The 17,505-nt window shown below is 57.3% G+C and carries 29 protein-coding genes and 1 tRNA gene; 2 read left to right on the top strand and 28 right to left on the bottom strand.

The genetic code is table 11. From position 1 onward, the window contains the following. Window position 1: 1 nt before the first annotated feature. Both ACZ6ZO_RS02015 and ACZ6ZO_RS02020 read right to left on the bottom strand, forming a co-directional pair. The gene (locus tag ACZ6ZO_RS02015) at window positions 2-1,543 is read right to left on the bottom strand and encodes a terminase large subunit domain-containing protein (protein ID WP_465290141.1); all 1,542 of its coding nucleotides are present in this window, start codon (window positions 1,541-1,543) and stop codon (window positions 2-4) included. Window positions 1,544-1,558: 15 nt separating this feature from the next. Then, window positions 1,559-1,867 carry a terminase gene (locus ACZ6ZO_RS02020; protein ID WP_465290143.1) on the bottom strand — a complete coding sequence of 103 codons (309 nt, stop codon included), beginning with the start codon at window positions 1,865-1,867 and terminating at the stop codon, window positions 1,559-1,561. Between the two features lie 188 nt (window positions 1,868-2,055). On the opposite strand from ACZ6ZO_RS02020, the gene ACZ6ZO_RS02025 reads away from it, so the two are divergent. Beyond that, window positions 2,056-2,193 carry a hypothetical protein gene (locus tag ACZ6ZO_RS02025; protein WP_465290145.1) on the top strand — a complete coding sequence of 46 codons (138 nt, stop codon included), beginning with the start codon at window positions 2,056-2,058 and terminating at the stop codon, window positions 2,191-2,193. Between the two features lie 244 nt (window positions 2,194-2,437). Here ACZ6ZO_RS02025 and ACZ6ZO_RS02030 read toward each other — a convergent pair whose 3' ends face one another. The 7 genes from ACZ6ZO_RS02030 to ACZ6ZO_RS02060 form a co-directional block, all read right to left on the bottom strand. Then, entirely contained in the window at window positions 2,438-3,025 is a 588-nt protein-coding gene (locus ACZ6ZO_RS02030) for a hypothetical protein (protein ID WP_465290147.1), read from the bottom strand. Continuing rightward, window positions 3,018-3,299 carry a glutaredoxin domain-containing protein gene (locus ACZ6ZO_RS02035; protein WP_465290149.1) on the bottom strand — a complete coding sequence of 94 codons (282 nt, stop codon included), beginning with the start codon at window positions 3,297-3,299 and terminating at the stop codon, window positions 3,018-3,020. The genes ACZ6ZO_RS02030 and ACZ6ZO_RS02035 overlap by 8 nt, the downstream gene beginning before the upstream one ends. Beyond that, window positions 3,296-3,466, bottom strand: a complete 171-nt coding sequence (locus tag ACZ6ZO_RS02040; RefSeq protein ID WP_465290448.1) for a WhiB family transcriptional regulator — start codon at window positions 3,464-3,466, stop codon at window positions 3,296-3,298. The genes ACZ6ZO_RS02035 and ACZ6ZO_RS02040 overlap by 4 nt, the downstream gene beginning before the upstream one ends. Before the next feature lie 76 nt (window positions 3,467-3,542). Next, window positions 3,543-4,892 (bottom strand): SNF2-related protein, encoded by a 1,350-nt coding sequence (locus ACZ6ZO_RS02045; protein WP_465290151.1) that lies wholly within the window; start codon window positions 4,890-4,892, stop codon window positions 3,543-3,545. Beyond that, on the bottom strand, window positions 4,873-5,148 hold the full coding sequence (locus tag ACZ6ZO_RS02050; protein ID WP_465290153.1) for a VRR-NUC domain-containing protein: 276 nt from the start codon (window positions 5,146-5,148) through the stop codon (window positions 4,873-4,875). The genes ACZ6ZO_RS02045 and ACZ6ZO_RS02050 overlap by 20 nt, the downstream gene beginning before the upstream one ends. A gap of 289 nt (window positions 5,149-5,437) precedes the next feature. Beyond that, entirely contained in the window at window positions 5,438-7,921 is a 2,484-nt protein-coding gene (locus tag ACZ6ZO_RS02055; RefSeq protein ID WP_465290155.1) for a virulence-associated E family protein, read from the bottom strand. Window positions 7,922-8,025: 104 nt separating this feature from the next. After that, window positions 8,026-8,475, bottom strand: a complete 450-nt coding sequence (locus ACZ6ZO_RS02060) for a hypothetical protein (protein ID WP_465290156.1) — start codon at window positions 8,473-8,475, stop codon at window positions 8,026-8,028. A gap of 49 nt (window positions 8,476-8,524) precedes the next feature. Here ACZ6ZO_RS02060 and ACZ6ZO_RS02065 point away from each other — a divergent pair, with 49 nt between their 5' ends. After that, entirely contained in the window at window positions 8,525-8,746 is a 222-nt protein-coding gene (locus tag ACZ6ZO_RS02065) for a hypothetical protein (protein WP_465290158.1), read from the top strand. A 64-nt stretch (window positions 8,747-8,810) separates the two neighbouring features. Here ACZ6ZO_RS02065 and ACZ6ZO_RS02070 read toward each other — a convergent pair whose 3' ends face one another. The 19 genes from ACZ6ZO_RS02070 to ACZ6ZO_RS02160 all read right to left on the bottom strand — a co-directional run bounded on the left by ACZ6ZO_RS02070 (window position 8,811) and on the right by ACZ6ZO_RS02160 (window position 17,302). After that, the gene (locus tag ACZ6ZO_RS02070; protein WP_465290160.1) at window positions 8,811-9,200 is read right to left on the bottom strand and encodes a hypothetical protein; all 390 of its coding nucleotides are present in this window, start codon (window positions 9,198-9,200) and stop codon (window positions 8,811-8,813) included. Beyond that, window positions 9,197-9,484 (bottom strand): hypothetical protein, encoded by a 288-nt coding sequence (locus ACZ6ZO_RS02075; protein WP_465290162.1) that lies wholly within the window; start codon window positions 9,482-9,484, stop codon window positions 9,197-9,199. The genes ACZ6ZO_RS02070 and ACZ6ZO_RS02075 overlap by 4 nt, the downstream gene beginning before the upstream one ends. After that, window positions 9,481-9,906 (bottom strand): hypothetical protein, encoded by a 426-nt coding sequence (locus ACZ6ZO_RS02080; protein ID WP_465290164.1) that lies wholly within the window; start codon window positions 9,904-9,906, stop codon window positions 9,481-9,483. The genes ACZ6ZO_RS02075 and ACZ6ZO_RS02080 overlap by 4 nt, the downstream gene beginning before the upstream one ends. A gap of 444 nt (window positions 9,907-10,350) precedes the next feature. After that, window positions 10,351-10,572, bottom strand: a complete 222-nt coding sequence (locus tag ACZ6ZO_RS02085; RefSeq protein ID WP_465290166.1) for a hypothetical protein — start codon at window positions 10,570-10,572, stop codon at window positions 10,351-10,353. Window positions 10,573-10,615: 43 nt separating this feature from the next. Next, on the bottom strand, window positions 10,616-10,960 hold the full coding sequence (locus tag ACZ6ZO_RS02090) for a hypothetical protein (RefSeq protein WP_465290168.1): 345 nt from the start codon (window positions 10,958-10,960) through the stop codon (window positions 10,616-10,618). Further along, window positions 10,960-11,307 carry a hypothetical protein gene (locus ACZ6ZO_RS02095; protein WP_465290170.1) on the bottom strand — a complete coding sequence of 116 codons (348 nt, stop codon included), beginning with the start codon at window positions 11,305-11,307 and terminating at the stop codon, window positions 10,960-10,962. Before ACZ6ZO_RS02095 ends, ACZ6ZO_RS02090 begins: the two co-directional genes overlap by 1 nt. Beyond that, window positions 11,304-11,453 (bottom strand): hypothetical protein, encoded by a 150-nt coding sequence (locus tag ACZ6ZO_RS02100; RefSeq protein WP_465290172.1) that lies wholly within the window; start codon window positions 11,451-11,453, stop codon window positions 11,304-11,306. Before ACZ6ZO_RS02100 ends, ACZ6ZO_RS02095 begins: the two co-directional genes overlap by 4 nt. Then, window positions 11,450-11,773: a hypothetical protein gene (locus tag ACZ6ZO_RS02105; protein WP_465290174.1), complete on the bottom strand. Its 324-nt coding sequence runs from the start codon at window positions 11,771-11,773 to the stop codon at window positions 11,450-11,452. Before ACZ6ZO_RS02105 ends, ACZ6ZO_RS02100 begins: the two co-directional genes overlap by 4 nt. After that, window positions 11,770-12,216, bottom strand: a complete 447-nt coding sequence (locus tag ACZ6ZO_RS02110; protein WP_465290176.1) for a hypothetical protein — start codon at window positions 12,214-12,216, stop codon at window positions 11,770-11,772. Before ACZ6ZO_RS02110 ends, ACZ6ZO_RS02105 begins: the two co-directional genes overlap by 4 nt. Beyond that, window positions 12,213-13,031: a bactofilin family protein gene (locus tag ACZ6ZO_RS02115; protein WP_465290178.1), complete on the bottom strand. Its 819-nt coding sequence runs from the start codon at window positions 13,029-13,031 to the stop codon at window positions 12,213-12,215. Before ACZ6ZO_RS02115 ends, ACZ6ZO_RS02110 begins: the two co-directional genes overlap by 4 nt. A 115-nt stretch (window positions 13,032-13,146) precedes the next feature. Beyond that, window positions 13,147-13,287, bottom strand: coding sequence for a hypothetical protein (locus tag ACZ6ZO_RS02120; protein WP_465290180.1), 141 nt, complete (start codon window positions 13,285-13,287; stop codon window positions 13,147-13,149). 374 nt (window positions 13,288-13,661) lie between these two features. Then, window positions 13,662-14,246: a DUF2815 family protein gene (locus ACZ6ZO_RS02125; RefSeq protein ID WP_465290182.1), complete on the bottom strand. Its 585-nt coding sequence runs from the start codon at window positions 14,244-14,246 to the stop codon at window positions 13,662-13,664. A 148-nt stretch (window positions 14,247-14,394) separates the two neighbouring features. Then, complete coding sequence (locus tag ACZ6ZO_RS02130) at window positions 14,395-14,562, bottom strand: hypothetical protein (RefSeq protein ID WP_465290184.1); 168 nt, start codon at window positions 14,560-14,562, stop codon at window positions 14,395-14,397. Continuing rightward, window positions 14,559-15,992, bottom strand: a complete 1,434-nt coding sequence (locus tag ACZ6ZO_RS02135) for a DUF2800 domain-containing protein (protein WP_465290185.1) — start codon at window positions 15,990-15,992, stop codon at window positions 14,559-14,561. The genes ACZ6ZO_RS02130 and ACZ6ZO_RS02135 overlap by 4 nt, the downstream gene beginning before the upstream one ends. Continuing rightward, window positions 15,989-16,420 carry a hypothetical protein gene (locus ACZ6ZO_RS02140; protein WP_465290187.1) on the bottom strand — a complete coding sequence of 144 codons (432 nt, stop codon included), beginning with the start codon at window positions 16,418-16,420 and terminating at the stop codon, window positions 15,989-15,991. Before ACZ6ZO_RS02140 ends, ACZ6ZO_RS02135 begins: the two co-directional genes overlap by 4 nt. Next, window positions 16,410-16,592, bottom strand: a complete 183-nt coding sequence (locus ACZ6ZO_RS02145; RefSeq protein WP_465290189.1) for a hypothetical protein — start codon at window positions 16,590-16,592, stop codon at window positions 16,410-16,412. Before ACZ6ZO_RS02145 ends, ACZ6ZO_RS02140 begins: the two co-directional genes overlap by 11 nt. Before the next feature lie 46 nt (window positions 16,593-16,638). Next, window positions 16,639-16,773 (bottom strand): hypothetical protein, encoded by a 135-nt coding sequence (locus ACZ6ZO_RS02150; RefSeq protein WP_465290191.1) that lies wholly within the window; start codon window positions 16,771-16,773, stop codon window positions 16,639-16,641. Further along, window positions 16,770-17,012 (bottom strand): hypothetical protein, encoded by a 243-nt coding sequence (locus tag ACZ6ZO_RS02155; RefSeq protein WP_465290193.1) that lies wholly within the window; start codon window positions 17,010-17,012, stop codon window positions 16,770-16,772. The genes ACZ6ZO_RS02150 and ACZ6ZO_RS02155 overlap by 4 nt, the downstream gene beginning before the upstream one ends. A gap of 214 nt (window positions 17,013-17,226) precedes the next feature. Next, window positions 17,227-17,302: transfer RNA gene (locus tag ACZ6ZO_RS02160), tRNA-Lys, on the bottom strand. Window positions 17,303-17,505 lie beyond the last annotated feature (203 nt).

Genomic DNA, 17,505 nt, shown 5'->3' on the forward strand with positions numbered 1-17,505 from the left:
CCTAAAACGCCATCTGCCTAGCACGACCATCCGACAGCACCGGCCGAGCACTGCCAACAAACCGCCTCTTACGCTTCACATCAGGGGCCACCTCAGGAATCGCAAACTCCTGTAGTGACCACACCCCAATCGACGCAGCCACAAGACACGTCACATCACCGACAAATCGTTCCAACGACCGGTACCGGCCATTACGCGATCGCTCCTCAGCGATCTCCAAAGCCGCAACCCACCTCGGATCACCGTCATGAAGGATCCTGCCCTCACGAAACAAAGTCACAAACAACTCGTAAGCACGCGACACCTGACCACCAGTCAACTGGGTCAACTCAACTCCACGCTTCTCCAGCGGATCAATGAGCGTCGACACCGCCCCAGACGGATCACCAGCAACCGCCACCGGGTCATGCGACTCCACATTCCGACACACCGTCCCCACAAGCTCATCACGATCAAACACCGTGATCGGGTGCAGAGACAAAAAGAACCTATCCCCGCAACGCAAAACCGCGACCGTAGAACACGCCGTACCGTCCGGGGTAGCCTCCACCGCCAAAGCAACATCCGAATACTTCGGAGGCACCGACAACGCATACTTACCCCACTCCGAAAGCTCAAAAATAGGCACGAAATCACTATCAGCGTCCGAATCACGCGGAACCCACTTACCCTGACCCAACGTCTCAATCAAAAACGCGTCCAACAGGGCACTGGAATTCTGAGCCGCTACCGCATCAGCCTGAATATCCTCGAGCTGCGCCCCCGGCCCATCATCAACCATCGACGGATTACACTTCGCCCACGTCGCAGTCTCAAACGGATCATCACCATCATCAGGCGACCACTCCTTAAACAACACCCGCTTAGCACCATCCACCCCAGCCCACCGCTTCGCCGAAAAAATAGCCCCATGAAAATGCTCCTCGCGGTTCACCGGCGAACTAATATAAACCGCCTGCGCCCTTGACCGAGCACGAATAAGCTTCGACATCGCCGAATACGTCTCTTTCGGCAAATCAAAACACTCATCAAAAATCAGCAAATCAATCGACAAACCACGGCCAGTTTTTTTCGTCCTAGTGCGGAAATACACAATCGCCCCATTAGGGAAAGTGATATTCTCCTTGCCGTTAGTCTTACCCATGTGAGGAACCCCAGGATACTCAGGGTGATCCTCCCACCAATACAAGAGGTTATCGTTGCTCTCAATGACCTCCCACAACCGCTTCTGCGCATCGATCGCAGTATCCATGAAGTGCGCGCTGTGGAAAATACCCCTCTCGCCAAACAAATAGATCCCGGCAAGCTCACGAGCTACCAGCACCTCGCCTTTGCCGTTCTGGCGAGCAAGCGATACCACAACCTCACGGGCAGCCCAACGCCCCTTAGCGTCCGTGCGGCACATATCCCGCAGCAACTCTTCCTGCCACGGAAACAGCGTCATACCGGCCCAACGAGCAAAGGCCACCGCATCATCCCCACGGGCCGTATCACCATCAGGCACAGACTTAAGGCGTGGTTCCTGCACACCGAGCAACGTCACAGCCGCACCTCACAATCAAACAGCCTTAAACCCCGTAAACCTCTCACGCTTCGGGCGATCCGCCTTACGAGCGCCAAACAGATCCGGGCGATCCTTCACCCACCCACGAAGCTCAGCAGACGCAGCACGCTCCACACGAGCCGCAGGGTTCTCCTTCACCCCACCAGAATCATCCACAAGCACCGCACCCAGATCGCGCAGCACAATCCGCGCCGACTCGATCTGATCCACAAGCCCCACAACCGTGTCCACCGCCTGACGATCAATAGCAGAAAGCTGATCCATGTCCATATCCAGACACTCTTTGAACGCTTTCACATCCACCTAACCGAACCTCCTAACAGATACACCCAGCAACCTGCACAAACACACAAAACCCCAAGAGAGAGAGAGAAAGCCTGACTCCAGACGAGCGGGGTGAGTCAGGCAGGTTACCCCCTTAAGATTTTCTTAGGGGGTGGTGTTTATGCCCATTGAAATGCAGGTTTGTTATGTTTGTGCGGGGTGTGACCGTGGATTTCGTTCCGGAGTTGAGCGCCGAGTTGGCGGTTGCAACGCCGGTGCAAAAGCCTGGTGGCGTGATTCTGTCGCTTTTCGTGTGTGGTTTTCATGCGGGCTTGCTCTTTGCCTTGCCCGTGGTCGGCCTCTAGCGGTGCGTGGTCGAAGTTCCTTTGGGGGTCTTTGTACATCGGTTGGCCACAGTGTGGGCAGGGTGTACCGTCCGTGTGGTTAGCCAGCAGTTTCCGCCGGTTTTTTTGGTGTGTGTGGCCGTAGCCTCGTTGGGTGGTGTTTCCTCGGTTGGCCACAAACTCACCTGCTTTCGGGCATAAGAAAAACCTCCTTACCCGATGTTGGGTAGGAGGTATCATCACGTCGATTATACACCGGTTTTACTCAGTTGTCACGCCGTGCGTGCACGGCCCACCTAATAACCTCGCTGAGCAGGTACGTTGCCCGTCCTGCACGTTTCACAGAGGTGATGTGGCCTCGCTCGGTCAGGTTGTAGAGGTCTTTGCGGGTCACAGTGATCCCATCTTTTTCCAGCTTCTGGATTATCGCTCCGGCGAGCTGCCGAGTTTCCCCCTTGCCGACTGGTCGGTCGGGAAGGTATCGCAGCAGCATACCGGCATAGTCTTCGAGTTCTTGGGCGAAGAGTTCTGCATCTGGGTGGGCTGCGATCATCACGGCATTGTCGATGAGCCAGGCGCAATACTGCTGCCCTGTCCACTCCTTGCTGACGGCTATGGCTGTGGGGCACGCTACATCACGCCATGTGCAGCACCAGCGGTAAAGTTCCCGCCGAATCTGCTCATAGTCGCTGAACGCTGCGGGGTTCAGGTGTGGGTCGGTGGGGCCGAGCCTGCCGAGGTGTCCGGTGCGGATCTCGGGCGGGGGTCGGCGTCGGTCTTTCGCGGCTTGCGTTTCCCCCAGACACAGTTTGAGGTGGTGTACGAGTGCGCGCAGCCGGGTGGGGTCAAGCATTCTGCAGGTACTCCTCCCAGTGTTTGATTTTGGTGCTGCGGAAGTCATGCCAGGAGTCGAGGCCACGGGTGGCCAGGTCGGTGTCCCAGGGTTCTTCGTCGATGATTTGCACGTATGGGAGGGTGAGCTGCCCGACTTCGCGCAAAGCTTCCACGATCTGCGGGTAGTCGCTGACTTGCCGTGTTTCGACGGGCATGCCTGCTTTCGCGAGGCGGGTGCGGGTCATGTGGCATTTCATGCAGCCGGGACTGGTGTAGATGATCGCTTTGATCATGCTGTGATACCTCTCTTAGCTTGTTGAATCTGGATTCGGACTCTGTCCATTGGGGTCGTGCCACCCCACACCCCATGCTGGATGTCGTGTCTCATGGCGTAGCTCAGGCATGGGGTTTTCACCGGGCACGAAGCACACGCGCTGATCGCTGCTGTGGTCTGGGTGATCTCACCCGCGCCCTAGGAAAAAACAGCTCAGGGTCAACCTCCGCACACACCGCGTCATCAGCCCAGGTAGCCATGACTACTTGATCGCCGCCCTCACTGCGTGGATGAGCGACGCCTGCGTAGTGTCTTTCGCCTTCAGTGCCTGCAGGACACGGTCGTCGATGGTGCCAGCCGCAGCCAAATGGATGATGCTCACCGGCTCAGACTGCCCTTGTCGGAAGAGCCGAGCGTTAGTCTGCTCCACCAGCTCCAACGACCATGGTGTGGTAAGCCACACCAGGATGTGCCCGCCGTCTTGGAGGTTCAGGCCGTGCCCTGCCGAGGCGGGGTGCAAAAAAGCGACCGGAATGGTGCCTGCATTCCAGTCGCTCATGTCTTGTGATGTGGCTAGTTCCCGCCCATCAGGAAACCGTGCTCTGAGTCTTTCTAGCTCATGCCTGTACCAAAACGCCACCAACACTGTGTGTCCGCTGGCGGCTTCGATGATGTCCTCGAGGGCGTCGAGCTTCTTGTCATGCACTATGACATAGTTTTGTTCATCGTCGGTGTAGATGCTGCCGGAGGCGAGCTGCATGAGCTTGCCGGACAGGACAGCTGCGGATCCGGCGTCGATGATGTCATCTCCGATCGCTGTGACCATGTCCCGCTTGAGTCGGTCATAGTGCTTGCGTTCTCGTGTATCGAGGTGCACGCGCCGTGTGGTGGTGGTCAGTTCCGGGAGTTTCAAATGGTCGGTGGTTTTCATGCTCACGGTCATGTCTCCAATCCGTTTGTAGATGGCGTCTTCCGCGCCGGGTTTGAGCTTCCAGGTGAAAATGCGGTGTCCGTTGCGTTTGTCGGGGTCGAAGTACCGCTGTCGGTAGTGGGTGATGTATTTGCCGAGGCGCTCACCCTGGTCGAGGAGCCGGAAGGGCGCCCACAGGTCTTCGAGGCTGTTGGGGGCAGGTGTTCCGGTGAGTCCGACGATGCGGTTGATTCGTGGCCTGACTGCTTTGAGGGCTTTGAAGCGTTTGGCGCTGTTGGACTTGAAGCTGGATAGTTCGTCGATGACGACCATGTCGAACGGCCAGTCCTTGCCAATCTTCTCGACGAGCCATGGGATGTTTTCGCGGTTGATGACGGTAATGTCAGCGTTCTCCGCTAGGGCTGCTTCGCGGGCTTTGGGTGTGCCGACGCAAACAGCCATGCTGAGCCCGGAGAGGTGATCCCACTTCTCGAGTTCGGCTGGCCAGGTGTCGCGGGCGACTCGCAGCGGGGCGATGATGAGGATGCGGCGGACGGTGAAGCAGTCGTAGATGAGTTGGTCGATGGCGGTGAGGGTGATGATGGTTTTGCCCATGCCGCAGCCAAGAAAAATTGCTGCTTGCTTGTGCTCGAGGATGTAGTCGATCGCGAATCGTTGGTAGTCATGCGGTGAGAATTTCATTGAGTACCTTGGTGTGTTCGGTGGGGTCGTCTGTGTCGATGACGTAGCACGTGTGTCCTAGCGTGGTGAGCTGAGCAATGCGGCGTTGTTGGAGTGGTCGTGGTTTTTTGCCTGGGGCTTTGAATTCGATGAAGGCGTGTTTGCCGTGGGGCATGAGGATGAGTCTGTCTGGCAGTCCGGCTTGTTGTTCGTCGGTGAGTTTGATGGTCATTCCTCCGGCTTGTTTGACGGAGGTGTTGAAGCGTTTCTCGATCATTTTTTCGAGCATAATTTGATATTTTCCGGGGGTTGGTGGGACAAGCGGACGTGGTTTTCTAGTTAGGTGTCTGGATTAGGCGTTTGTGTGGCTATTTGTTGTGTTTTGCCCTCTAATCTCTATTTAAAGTTCTCTAGTAATTTTCTTGTCCCGCTTGTCCCAAAATGATGTTTTTGCTGCTTGCGCTTAGTTTTTGCCTGGGACAAGCTTTGGGACAAGTGTTTTTTCTTGTCCCGCTTGTCCCGGTGGGACAAGCTCGTTTGCTTGCGCTTGTCCCGGCTTGTCCCACTTATTTTTCGGCTCGAATTTTTGAGCGAGTGTAGACACGTTGCCTGCCGTAGATCGGTAGGCGTTCTCTAGTGTTGGTGTCTTCCCATCCTTCGACTTGCTGCATGATCGCGCTGACCTCGTAGGATGCTCTGCGGTCGAAGTCTTCTATGTCTCTACCGAAGCATTCCGTCCAGATCTCGATTTTTGAGACGCTATTGCGTTCGGTGTATATGTCGCCGACGCCAAAGCTGCGGTAGCCTTCGGTGAGTCCTCCTCCGTCAAGGAAGATGCGTCGTGGTCCGAGCGGGATGATGTCCCAGTTCTGTGGCAGGCGCGTGTCTAAGTAGTCTTGGACGATTCCGACGCGGTCGTCTGCTTCAACGCTGTCCTTCTGCATGGCTTGGGCTTGGGCTAGGAGCTGGCCTTCGAGGTAGAGTTTTTCTCCTTCCTTCTCATATTTGAGGGCTTCTGCCCAGATTTGGTCGATGGTGTGTGGGTCGAGCTCGTACGCGGGTAGTGGTGCGTTTCCTTCGACTGGGACGGGCCACCATCTACGGCCCCCGGTGATGTCGCGGAGGAAGCCGTCTTGGGCGTTGGTGGTGGCGACGATGATGCCTTGGCGTGGGTAGGTTTCGACGGTGCGTCCGTAGGCTGGCCGGTATTTGTCTTCAGTTCTGGTGATGAACGCTTTGACGAGTTCGGCGTCGGTTTTTCGCATGCCTGCGAGTTCGCTGATTTCGACGATGAGGTTTCCGGCGAGTTTTTCTGCGCCGGTTTTTGGGTCTTTCATGTCGTGGATGGCGAGGTTATCTGAGAACCATTGGCCTGCGAGTCGTGCCCAGATGGTGGATTTGCCGATGCCTTGTGGTCCGACGAGGGTGAGGACGGTGTCGAATTTGGTGCCTGGGTGGAAGGTTCGTCTGATGGCTGCGACGAGTGTTTTTCTTGTGACTGCGCGGGTGTATTCGTTGTCGGTGGCTCCTAGGGTGTCGATGAGGAGTGTGTCGAGTCTTGGTATGCCGTCCCATGGTGGGAGGGTGTGGAAGTAGTCGCGGACGGGGTGGAATGCGCGGGTGCTGGCGGTTGATAGGAGTGCGTCGTGCATTTTTGTGGGGCTGTAGAGGCCTTGGTAGGTGCGTGCTAGATAGGTTTTGAGTTGGGCGTCGTCGTTGTCGGTCCATCCTTTTTTGAGTTGGTGCCATGGGAGTGCTGTGGGGTCTTGGGCTTCGATGGTGTTGGAGTGTTGGTTCCAGCCGATGTGGTTGAGGTTTGGGTCATTGGTGAAGATTGTTTCGTAGTTGTTGAGTGTTTCTGCGAAGCCGCCGCCTCGTTTGGGCTCGAGGTGTTGGAGCCATGCGAGCGGATCCTCGTCTGCTCTCCCTTTCCCCGTCTCAGTTGGCTCCGGAGCCGCTTCTTCCTGGGGGATGATGGTGAATGCTTCGTTGATAGCTGTGGCGGTTTGCTTGGCGTTCTCCTTGCGGTTTTTTGGGTCGGCTTCGGCGTGGGCGAGCATGGCCAAATAAGACGGCTTTTTGTTGGCCGGCATTGTGTCTGCGGTGTCGTTGTCGAGGTCGCCGTACTTGTGGATCCGCACCAGGTCGAATGGTGAGTGGGTGTGGCCGTCGTTGGCTGGGTCGGTGGCGTGCTGGGAGTAGCAGCGTGTGCCACCGTCGTAGACGATGAGGCCATTGGAGCTGGTGCCTTCGGTGTATGTCCAGCGGTTTTTGACTGTGCCTGGTTTGTAGGTGTTGGGGATGAAGGTTTTGATCGCGGTGTCGATCGTGTAGGCGCGGTTGAAGGCGCCGATGATGCCGGGCTTGTTCCTCGGGTCGTCGAGTTTCCCGTTGGTTTTGGGGTGGGTGTTGGGTGTGATGCCTGGCCAGGTGGTGAGGTCGGTCCATGCGTCGTAGCGCGCTAGCACATCATCTGGTTCTAGTTCTGGTTTGCCGTGGCTGACTTCGACCTCATATTGTCCGCCGTTGAGGGTGGAGGGTTGGTACATGAAGCGCTCGGGCTGGAATGTGGTGGCGTCGAACCATGCGAGCCCGGGGTTGAGGTCTTGGGCGATTCGGCGGGCGATGGCTTCGTATTCGTCTGGGGTGACGTTGTGGGTGATCCAGATCCAGAGCCGCCAGCGTGGGCGGGCGTTGGTGTGGCTGAGGGTGGTGTGTGCGAGCCAGGCGCAGTCCAGGCGCTCCTCTAGCACCTGTGGGAGGTCTACGTCTGCGGGGAGGTTGTCGATGTCGAGGGTGATCATCGAGCGGTTGTGGACGTGGCCTTTGCGGCGCCTGCCGTCTTTGAGGTGCCCTGCGACGTAGCCTCCGACGTCTTTAACTTCGTCGCGCTGCGCCTTGGTCATGGCGGTGTACTGCTCGGGTGTGGTGTCGATGGTGATGGGGTCGTAGGCTTTGGCGGTGAGGTCTTGTTTCGTTGTGTGGGTGTTGGTCCACCTGGTGGTGTTTCGGGTGGTGGCGGTGGCGATGGTGAGTTCGCGGTTGGCCATGGTGGTGTTTGCTCCTTTCCAGGTGGTGTGATTGGTGAAGCCCCCGCTGGTGTGGCGGGGCCTTGGGGTGGGTGGTTATTCGGCTGCGGCGTGGAGTGGGTTGGTCATGGTGTGTTCTTTGCGTGTGTGAGTAGTGCGAATGTGTCTGTGCAGATGACGGGTGTGCCTAGTGGCAGCAGTCCGGTTTCTTCGAGGAAGACGTTGGCTAGGTTTTTTGCTGCTACTTCAGCGGCATCTTTGTCGATTTCGATGATGCGCATTCGGTGGTGGTACAGGTCTGCGAGTTGGCTTGGGGTGAGGTTGGATAGTTGCATGAGTCGGGCGCAGTATATCCCTGTTCCGCCGAATGGGTCGGTGATCGTTACCTGTGGGTCTGCTAGTGTCTTGCCCTGTTTGGCGAGCATGTCCATTACCGCCCGGACTTGGAAGTCCACAATTTCCACAGGTGTGACGACGACACCGTCACGCTGACCTCGCTTCTTCGCGGTGTCTGCTTGGTATTTTCTGGCTATGGCGGTTTGTTCGGCTTGTTTTTCAGTGTCGGTTCTGGGCATTGAGTTCTCTTATTTTGGTGTTTCTGATGCGTTGTGCTAGGTGTTCTGCGTGGCTCATGTGGTGGGGTGTGTCCTTAATTCGCCGACCGCAGACGAGGTTCCCGCCTCGTCCTGCGGCGAGTTTGGAGATGGGATCGACGAGGCCTGTTTTGCGTTGGCCTGTGATTTGGTCGTAGCGGTCGCGTATTGTGATGTTTCCCCCGCGGTACAGGTCGAGTGTTTCGGCCCCGGCCCGGCCTTCGCGGACGCGGTTGTAGCAGCATTTGCATAGACCGTGTGCTTCGTGGCGTTTGAGGTTTTGGCACCGGATGCATATGACGGTGCGTTTGGTTCGTTTAGCAGCGCCCATTTTTTGTTCCGTATGCGAGTAGTGCGAGGGCGAGGGGTTCGAGTTGGTCAACGTCTAGGACGATGAAACTGCTTTCTGTTTTGTAGCCGTGTTGGTATATCCAGGTCATGCGGTTAGTGAACCTGACCTGTAGGGGTGGTTCATCTTTCGCGTCATACTGGCTTGGAATTGTCACTTCCTCACCGACTCGCGGGAGCGTGACAGTCACGGTGCGGGACTCCCTGTCGGCTTTTGCCATGGCTTCTTCCCAGGTGGGGTAGCTACCCCAGGACACGCCGTGTGGTGAGTAGACGCACCACCGCCAGCCGGATTGAACTCCGTGGTGACTGTCGTCGAACCACGCGACAAATTTTTTCCTCACGCGCCATTTTTTCATTGGTTGCCTCCTATCGGCTTGGGTTTGCTGACCAACCGGCGGACAATCCGGGTTTTGCCTTTTGTGGTGTTTTGTGCTTTCAGGTTTGCTGCATGTTCCACTACCGCGAGGTTTTTGTGCCATTGGGTGAATTGCACCCACCCGCCGAAAATATCCAGCCACTGGAAGCCGTATTCCCATTCCAGGCCCGCGATGGTGTGGAACGCGCGTCGTTCTGGGTTCCCCTCGGTGTGCCCCATCTTCACTAGGTGGTCGTGCCAGTGCTCTGCTTCTTCTGGTGTCATTGGGGGTTCTCCTTCCACCATTGTTTTGCTGCTTGCAGGTAGCTGATTAGGGTGTCTATGTCGTCGGGGTTGAAGATGAGGCCTGTGCCGTTGCTGTCGTCACGGATGATGATTTCTCCGAAGCGGTTGACCGCGACACCACGGTGGTCGGTGTTCCATTCAGCCCAGGGGTGGGCGGTGTGGTAGCCCTTGATGCTCGTGATAGTCGGTGCTGGAAGCGGGCCGATATTGCGCAAGTCTGTGATGTTCGCGCCCTTGGGGAGGCCGTCGCAGGTGAACTCCCTGGCGAAGATGGTGCAGGTGACATGGGTGTGGTCGCCGCATGGAGCTAGTGTGACGTCGGTTCCTGCGAGGACTTTTTGCCCGTTGATGAAGAGCCCTTCTTTGGACAGGTGGACGCTGGTCTGCGGAATGTTGGTCATTGGTGTTCTCCTATTGTTTCGTCGAGTTCGTCGGCGATGCTTGCGAGGCTGGTTGGGGTTTCGTTGTTGAAAAACTCGTATTCGCAGTTCATATAATCAAATCTCCTAAAAGATCACTCAAGAACGGCCACACCTGCGTAAGGTCATGGTGCGACAAGGGGAGTGTTACCGCTGGCAGCGGGTCACCACACGCAATATCCTCAGCAACTCTTTCGGCCTGTTCCACCGTGAACAGCTGGTAGTGCACATCATTCCAACCATGGCCTTTACGTGGGGTGAAGGTCTTGTTTTTGTCGGATGGGACGCGGGGCCGACTCATACCCCGGTAAAGGTCGCGGTATTCTATGCGATCCCGGTACAGTTTTGTCCATGTGGGGAGGTGGATGAGGAAGCATTTCCCGTCACCTGTGGGGATGATGACACAATCCCAGTGCTTGTAGTGTTTTATAGTGGTTCCTCGATGATCATTTTCACCCATGTGGGGATTTTGGTGCCGTTGTACTTGGTTTCACCGTTCAGGACGGCTTGGGTGATGCCGGTGTGTTCGTCGCGTTCTGGCTGGCTGATGCGTTCCCATGGGCGTGGTGTGTGCGCCATGTACCGCGATGCTTGCTTGCGTTCGTATGCTGCCTGCAACCTGCGGGCACGTGCTTCGATGTCGTTCACTGCATGTTCTCCAGGCGTTCGAGTTCGTCAACTGTCGGAAGTCTCATGCTTCGTCTCCGACTTCTGATAGCAGGCGCTTGAGGGTCTCGGCATCGCCGTTTGCTTGGGCACGCACAAACTCGGCAAGGTTGGCGGAATCGAGATCATAGAAGCCCTCGAAGTCATCGTGTTCGATGTTCGTGACGAGAAACGGGTCTTCATCCGCAGCGTGGTGTGGTCGGTCTAACTGCTTTTCGATGGACTTCTTAGCGTCCTCGATTGCTTCCTGAAGCAGGTGCTCGGCCATTTCAGCGCGTGCGAGCACCGGGGATACAGCGTTGTCTACGACGGTTGACCATAGGACGTATTCGTCCTTATCGGGCGCGGTCTTGATGACATATCGTGGCATTACTGTTCGTCTCCTAAGGTTTCGTCGAGTTCGTCGGCGATGTCGGCGAACAGGTGTTGTTCGGTGGTCATGATGGTGGGGTTTTCGGATAGTTGCCGGGCCATATCCCGCACATCGGCTACCCGCTCCCTCATGCGGATCACCTCAGCCAACAGGTCGGGGGCGTAGCACGTGAGACGTGTGTTCGCTTCCCCCGCCTGGCTGGAGGTGTCACGCGGGATCACCACCCCAGTGGGGTTGGTGATGTAGTGGAGTGTGTCACGGCCCGGGATCGGGCTGGCGCGCCACGGCCCCGGTGTGTGCTGCGCCTGGAGTTGCTTCAACTCGTCAAAGGGCGGGAGGGTCATATCAGTTCCTTTACTGCTCGGTCGTGGTATTTCCGGCGCATCTCACAGGTGGTTTCCCACCATGATTTACCGCCGTTTTCTTCGAGGAAAAGCTGGATAGCACGCTGGTAAACCTTGTTGTTGCCGTACCAGCGCCACCTATTCATTGGTTCCCCTCTGCTACCTGTTCTGCTGCTGCGAGTAAGGCGAGTCCCAGGGTGCGGGCTTCGGCGGGTGTCAAGATTTGATCTCCGTGGTCAACGTCGATATAGATTTCGTCCCCAACGGCTGTTACACCGCCCGGTGCTTCCGCTTCCGTTGCCACACCCGCGCTGTAATCGTGGCACAGTATCGTGTGAGTACCGCGCCAGTGGTAAGTGTCGTCATCTAGCGTTTTAATCTCGGGTAGTTCTGGTGCGAGTAGTCCCGCGTCTGCGAGGGCCTGGGCGCAGTATTTAGCTTGTGCTGCTTCGTCAATGCGTTTCATTGTCCGTGCCCCCAGCGGATCACAGTCCATGCCCCCAGTTTGGTCATCTCCAGGCTGGTGTTTTGGTTACCTTCGTCGTCACATATCCAGAACCCGGAGTCTTTGATCCTCAGGTGCAGCATGGGGTTATTGGGTGCGATGATCGTGCCCTCAGGGGCGGCATCGAAATCCAATTGTTCAAACAGGGTGGTGGGGTGGTATTTAAGTTCGGACGCGTCTACGGTGATTAGTTCTGGGTTACGGGCCTTCGCAAACACGGTCACAAGGTCTTTTTCCAGCACGTCAACAACGACCGCGTCACCATATTTTTCGTGGGTGCACACGGTGCCGATTGTTGGGGCGGGCTGGAGCAGTTTCCTAGCCTCGTTTTTAGCCCACTCGCTGGGGGCTTCCCCCGCCAGGTCACGCAAAACATCAACATTAACCAAAATTTGCTTGCTCATTTTTCTGCCTCCCATTCTTTGATCCGGTTCCACACCAGGGTCAACACCGCCTTGTATTCGCTGGTCAGTGCCTGGTTTTTGTGTTCGTTGTCGCCCCAGTATTTTTCGCGTCTGCGGGCGACTTCTTCCATGAGGGTGTCGGCTGTGCCTGTCCAACATCCGACTTTTAGGGTGTGCCCTGTGGTGGTTTTGCAGAGCGTGACGGTTTGGTTTTCTGCCCCGATTGGGGAGAGAGTCAGGACGTGCCTACTGCTGGTCACCTGCGCGTTGCCGTACACACGCGCGTTGCCGTACACACGCGCGTTGCCGTACACCCACGCGTTGCCGTACACACGCGCGTTGCTGGTCACCTGCGCGTCACCGGACACCTGCGCGTTGCCGTACACCTGCGCGTTGCCGTACACCTGCGCGTTGCCGTACACCTGCGCGTTGCCGGACACCTGCGCGTTGCCGTACACCCACGCGTTGCCGTACACACGCGCGTTGCCGTACACCCACGCGTCACCGGACACCCACGCGTCACCGGACACCCACGCGTCACCGGACACCCACGCGTCACCGGACACCCACGCGTCACCGGACACCTGCGCGTCACCGGTCACCTGCGCGTTGCCGTACACCTGCGCGTTGCCGTACACACGCGCGTTGCCGGACACCCACGCGTTGCCAGCGAGATTATCCTCCGACTCCACAAACCCCCCTAAGTCACCGACCGTCACGCTATGCTGTGGGATATCACGCGTCGCCCTAATCCGATACAGCGTCCTTCCGCACACCGTGATCGTCTCTCCTGTCAGCTCAAAATGCTTGCTCATTATTGTTCGTCCTTCCACATCTCATAAGCCAAATCACTATCCACATCCGCGTCTTCTTCTTCCCAAAAATCACGGTAAAAATTCCTGTCCATCTCTTCCGGCTCCTCCCAGACCACTAGTCCATTCCTTTCAACTGGTTCAACAGGTTCTTCCGCACGTTCTGCCCGAACTTCGTCAACGCGTAGCCACCGGACTGGCCGGGCTTAATCAAATTCTTGGTGAGCATGAACGCGGCAATCGCATCATTAATGGGCATGTCTTGTTCCCACGCTTCGAGGGTGTTCTTCACACCCCGCGGACACCGAAGCAAACAACCCGAGGGGTGTTGGGGTTAGCGCCAAGGGATATTGCTTTCATCGTGGGTTCTCCTTGTGTCTTTTCCGCAGCAGCAGTGTGGTGCACAGATCCGTGCCTGCTACGTGGCTGTGATTGATGCGGTGCATGTACGGGGTGGGGCTGGACTCACCGCATCGGGGGCAGATCAGGCCCGGAGTCATGGAACAGGGCGAGTTGTTCGTAGTCAGCGCTCACTGGTGGTTCCTGTTATTGAGTTGTGAGGGTTGAAGAATAGGGATCGGCCCCACGAGCACAAAAGGCAGGTGGGGCCGAAAATGAGAAGGGGGCTGGTGGTTAGAAGCCGAGCCCAGCGTTAGAGCCTGGCAGAGCGGTGAAAACATCCCCAGCTTCCAGTGGCGTGGCGCCGAGGTGCTCGCCGTCCTTGACCTTCTGCACACCGATGATCGACGCTGCCACACCCACGTTGCCCTTGTTTGCGTAGCAGTAGAACTCCACGCAGGCGTTGACGTAGCAGCCGGAGTAGATCTCTGCCTGGTCGATGATCGGTTGGGTGGCCTGGTCAACAACGAATGGCTTGCGGGCTTCACCTGCCTTTGCGGAGACGTACCAGTGGCCGGTGTATGCGTCGCCTCGGCTGGTGCCGTCGTTCTTTGGCTTGTCGCCGTCGCGCAGTGGCGGGTACTGGGTCTGTGTTGGGTCGATTGGTGCCTTGAGGGTTCCTCGGGCTACAGCGTCTTTGACTGCGGCGTCGATGGCGTTGTTGAGGACGGTGACGACGTTGGTGTCGTTCTTGGGGATAAGGAGCACTGCCTGGTACTTCGGAGTGCTGTTCGGGTCTTCGTCTTGGGTGCGTGGGGTGAACAGATCGTTGAAGGACAGGCGTGCTGGGAAGGTTGCGTGGCGGTTGGTGAGTGCCATGATAGGGGGTTCCTTTCAGATTGGGCGTGGTGCCGGTGGATCATCGCGACTAGCGGCGAGGGTTGGTTACTTCAGTGGTTGGAGTTCGAGGGTTTTAGGCCGATTGCTTTGGCGATCTTGACCTCGAGGCGGCAGATGAAAACATTGGTCATTGGTTACTTCCTTGTGAGTTTGCTGCAATGGAGGTTTTGAGGAGGTCGATGGATTCTTCGCGGGTGAATCCGGCGTCGATGTAGGCTGCGAAGACTCCTGCTGCTATGAGAGCAAGTTGGCGTTGATCTGCGGTGGGCTCCGGTAGTTGATTGAATATCCTCATGCTGTTTCCTTAATTGGTGGGAACACGGTGTCCGCAGTAGCGGCCGTGAGTGCTGGGCGCTTATCTGACTCTGGCACCAGGGTTGGTTTGCCTTCAGGCTTGACCAACAAGTCGCCGAGGAGAGCGTCGAATTTTTTCTTGCCCATGAGCTTGGTCATGGCGGTGATGCCGAGGAGCTTGTGCTCCCATGGATCCAAGCCTTCGGCTTTGACGGCCTTGGCGACTGCGTCGTCGTCGGAGTATTTGCGTACTGACCGGCCTTCGACGAGCTTGAGCCCCGGGTAGGTGTGGCCTAGGTTGGCCTTCTCCAAGGCGTGCTCGGTGACCGCGGTGAGCCACTTCTTAATGTCCTTTTCCAGCTGTACAATCTGAGCAATCTGAGTATCGCTAAGTGTGTCAGGCGCGGGTGGCTCCGCTGCTTCAATCATGGGCTTTAGCGGCTCCATATAGAGGCTCGCGAGTGCGGGGCACTGTGCTCTGTGCGGGCAGAACGTGCACCATTCCCCCGCCCGCAACTCACCCCCACCAGCCATGGCCAGCTCGGCTGTTGGCTTCACAACTGTCTCTGCCCATTCCATTAGCTCCGCCACGGTGATCTCGTCGATACTTGTATTGGCGAGGCGTGGCTGGAAGATCACCATGCGGACAGTGTCGATCGCATAGATCATGCCGAACTGCTTGAGCGCCCCCAGGGCGTACAGTCGGAGCTGCGGATTACCAGCAGCTGATACCTCCACCCCCCTCCCGTATTTTAGGTCGACAAGAGTAAGGGTGCCGTCGCCGACGATCAGGGCGTCACCCGTGCCGAAGCCGTCCGGCACGATGTGGCTAAAATCAAGGCGCTGCTCGATCGCGAGAAACGCAGCAAGGCTATCCTCCTGCGCTGCCTTAAGTTCAGCCATGACACAGTCCGCATAATCGTCAGTGTGGGCGTCCATGTCCTCGTCGAACCACGAGCTAGGCTCCCACGACGACTCGAGCCCAGCAAGGATTCGCAGCTTATGCTCGGCGAGCTCGTGAGCTGCCGTGCCCTCCTCTGCAGCTTGTGACGTGGTGTCTGGGTAGCGCTCGGAGATCCTTGCGGATGGGGTGCAGTTGATCCACCGGTGAGCCCCCGAGGCGGACAGGAGTGCATGCGCCCGCCCCGCGTGCTGCGGTGCTGGGGCATCTAATGTCTCATCGGCTGGTGCCATCACGCCGAAAGACGCGACCTGGGTGAAAGGCAACCTAGCTTTATTCGGCGGCACATGCTTCGGATTGAGTTTCACCGACGCCTTCAGTAAAGATAAGACAGGCCATACCTCGCCTTTCTTGTCTTCGACGTGGGTGATAGTACCGGCGTCGATCATGGTCTGCACAGCAGCCCTAGCGACCGGGTCACTAGGGTCTGCCTGGTCCCCTTCTACAAGCCGTTGGTAGGTATCGGTCACTGCTTCACCTCGGTATGCCTAGCCTCGGTCATGTCCACAAGCTCTGGCAGTCGCGTCTTCGGCACTTCAGTAAGCGACTTCACTCCGAAGTGTGGGAAGAGGGTGCCTGTGATCCATTCGACATCACCGGCGAGGTTGATGTCGCGGAGCAGGCCTTGGGCTTTAGTGTGCAGTGCGGCGTAGTCATGCCCATTGGCTGGGGCTGGGGCTGGTTCCTGTGGTGACGGTTCAGAATCTGTGGTGGACTCCGGTTTCTGTTCAAGCTCCGTAGCCTGCTGCTCACGTGCCACATCCTCCGGCACCGGCCACGGCGACACTCTGCCGGTACCATCTTCAGAGATCCGCTGATAAATCTTGTTGAAGGAATGAATTGTGATAGCGAGCAGGTCAAGGGTGAGTTCCTTGGATAGCCAGGTTTTAGTGCTCATGGGTGGGGTCTCCTTGATTAGTGAGGGCAGTAAAACCCTTCTCGGTGAGGTAGGTGGTTCCGTCATCACAGGTGGTGACTAGCCCGTCGGTGATCAGTTCGGCGACTTGGGACTTGTTGACTGGGCGTCCGGCGGCGAAGCGCTTCAACAACTCATGGGTAGTGGCGCTCATGGTAAGTCCTCCACTGGGGCCTTGGGGGTGATGATGGCCTGGATGCTCAAAATGCCACCTGCCATAGCGCGACGACGATCATGGCACCGTACAGTGCGCCATAGTGCATGTCATGGGTGATACGTGGGCGCGGTTGATACACGCCGACGGCCTCCGCGAGGCCAGTCAATTCCTTACTCATGCCGCACGCTCTGATGGGGTGTAGGTCAGCAGTTGCTGGTAGTGGATCAAGTATTTCCCATGCTTGCGGGTCTGCTGGGCTGGGAGGCGTCCGCTCGCGCAGTCGAGCTGGATCGTCCTAAGGTGTCGTCCGGCTAGCTGTGCAAATTCTGCGGTGGTGAGCCAGGATTTGCGTTCGAGGATGACGTTTTCGATGTCGTCCATGAGGGCGACAAGCTCGGCTTTGGTAGGCTTGGTCATTGATTCCTCCTCTTTTTTGGTGTGTGGGGGTCGAAAAAGGGCCCGTCCTTTTCCTGTTGGTGGCAGGTGGGACGGGCGTTTTTTTGTGTCAATGTGACGTTTTGTTGGGTGGGGTGCAGCGCGTGTCTCGCAGCGGAAGCTATGGCGATTTGGCTGGTCGTGGACACGGCTTGCCTGTGGGGAACATACAAGACCACTGGTTTGACACCCCACCTGGTGCCTGCACCTGGAATCGAACCAGGGACATCCGACTTAAAAGGACGGAGCTCTACCAACTGAGCTATGCAGGCTGGTATTTCTATGCGCGCCGGTCGTTACCTCACAAGGGGCTGCGAACCCCTCATGGTGTGGGCACGCATTCCATAGGGTCATCGCGATCTAAGCACCACGCTCTCCTATGTCCTGCGCCCCGTATCCCCCGGCGCTATGCACTATAGAATTTTCAAGTAACAAGGGGTTATGCGCTTCCCCACGCACAACCTGTGCCCGGCGC

This window comes from Corynebacterium sp. NPDC104732 (genome assembly GCF_055583565.1).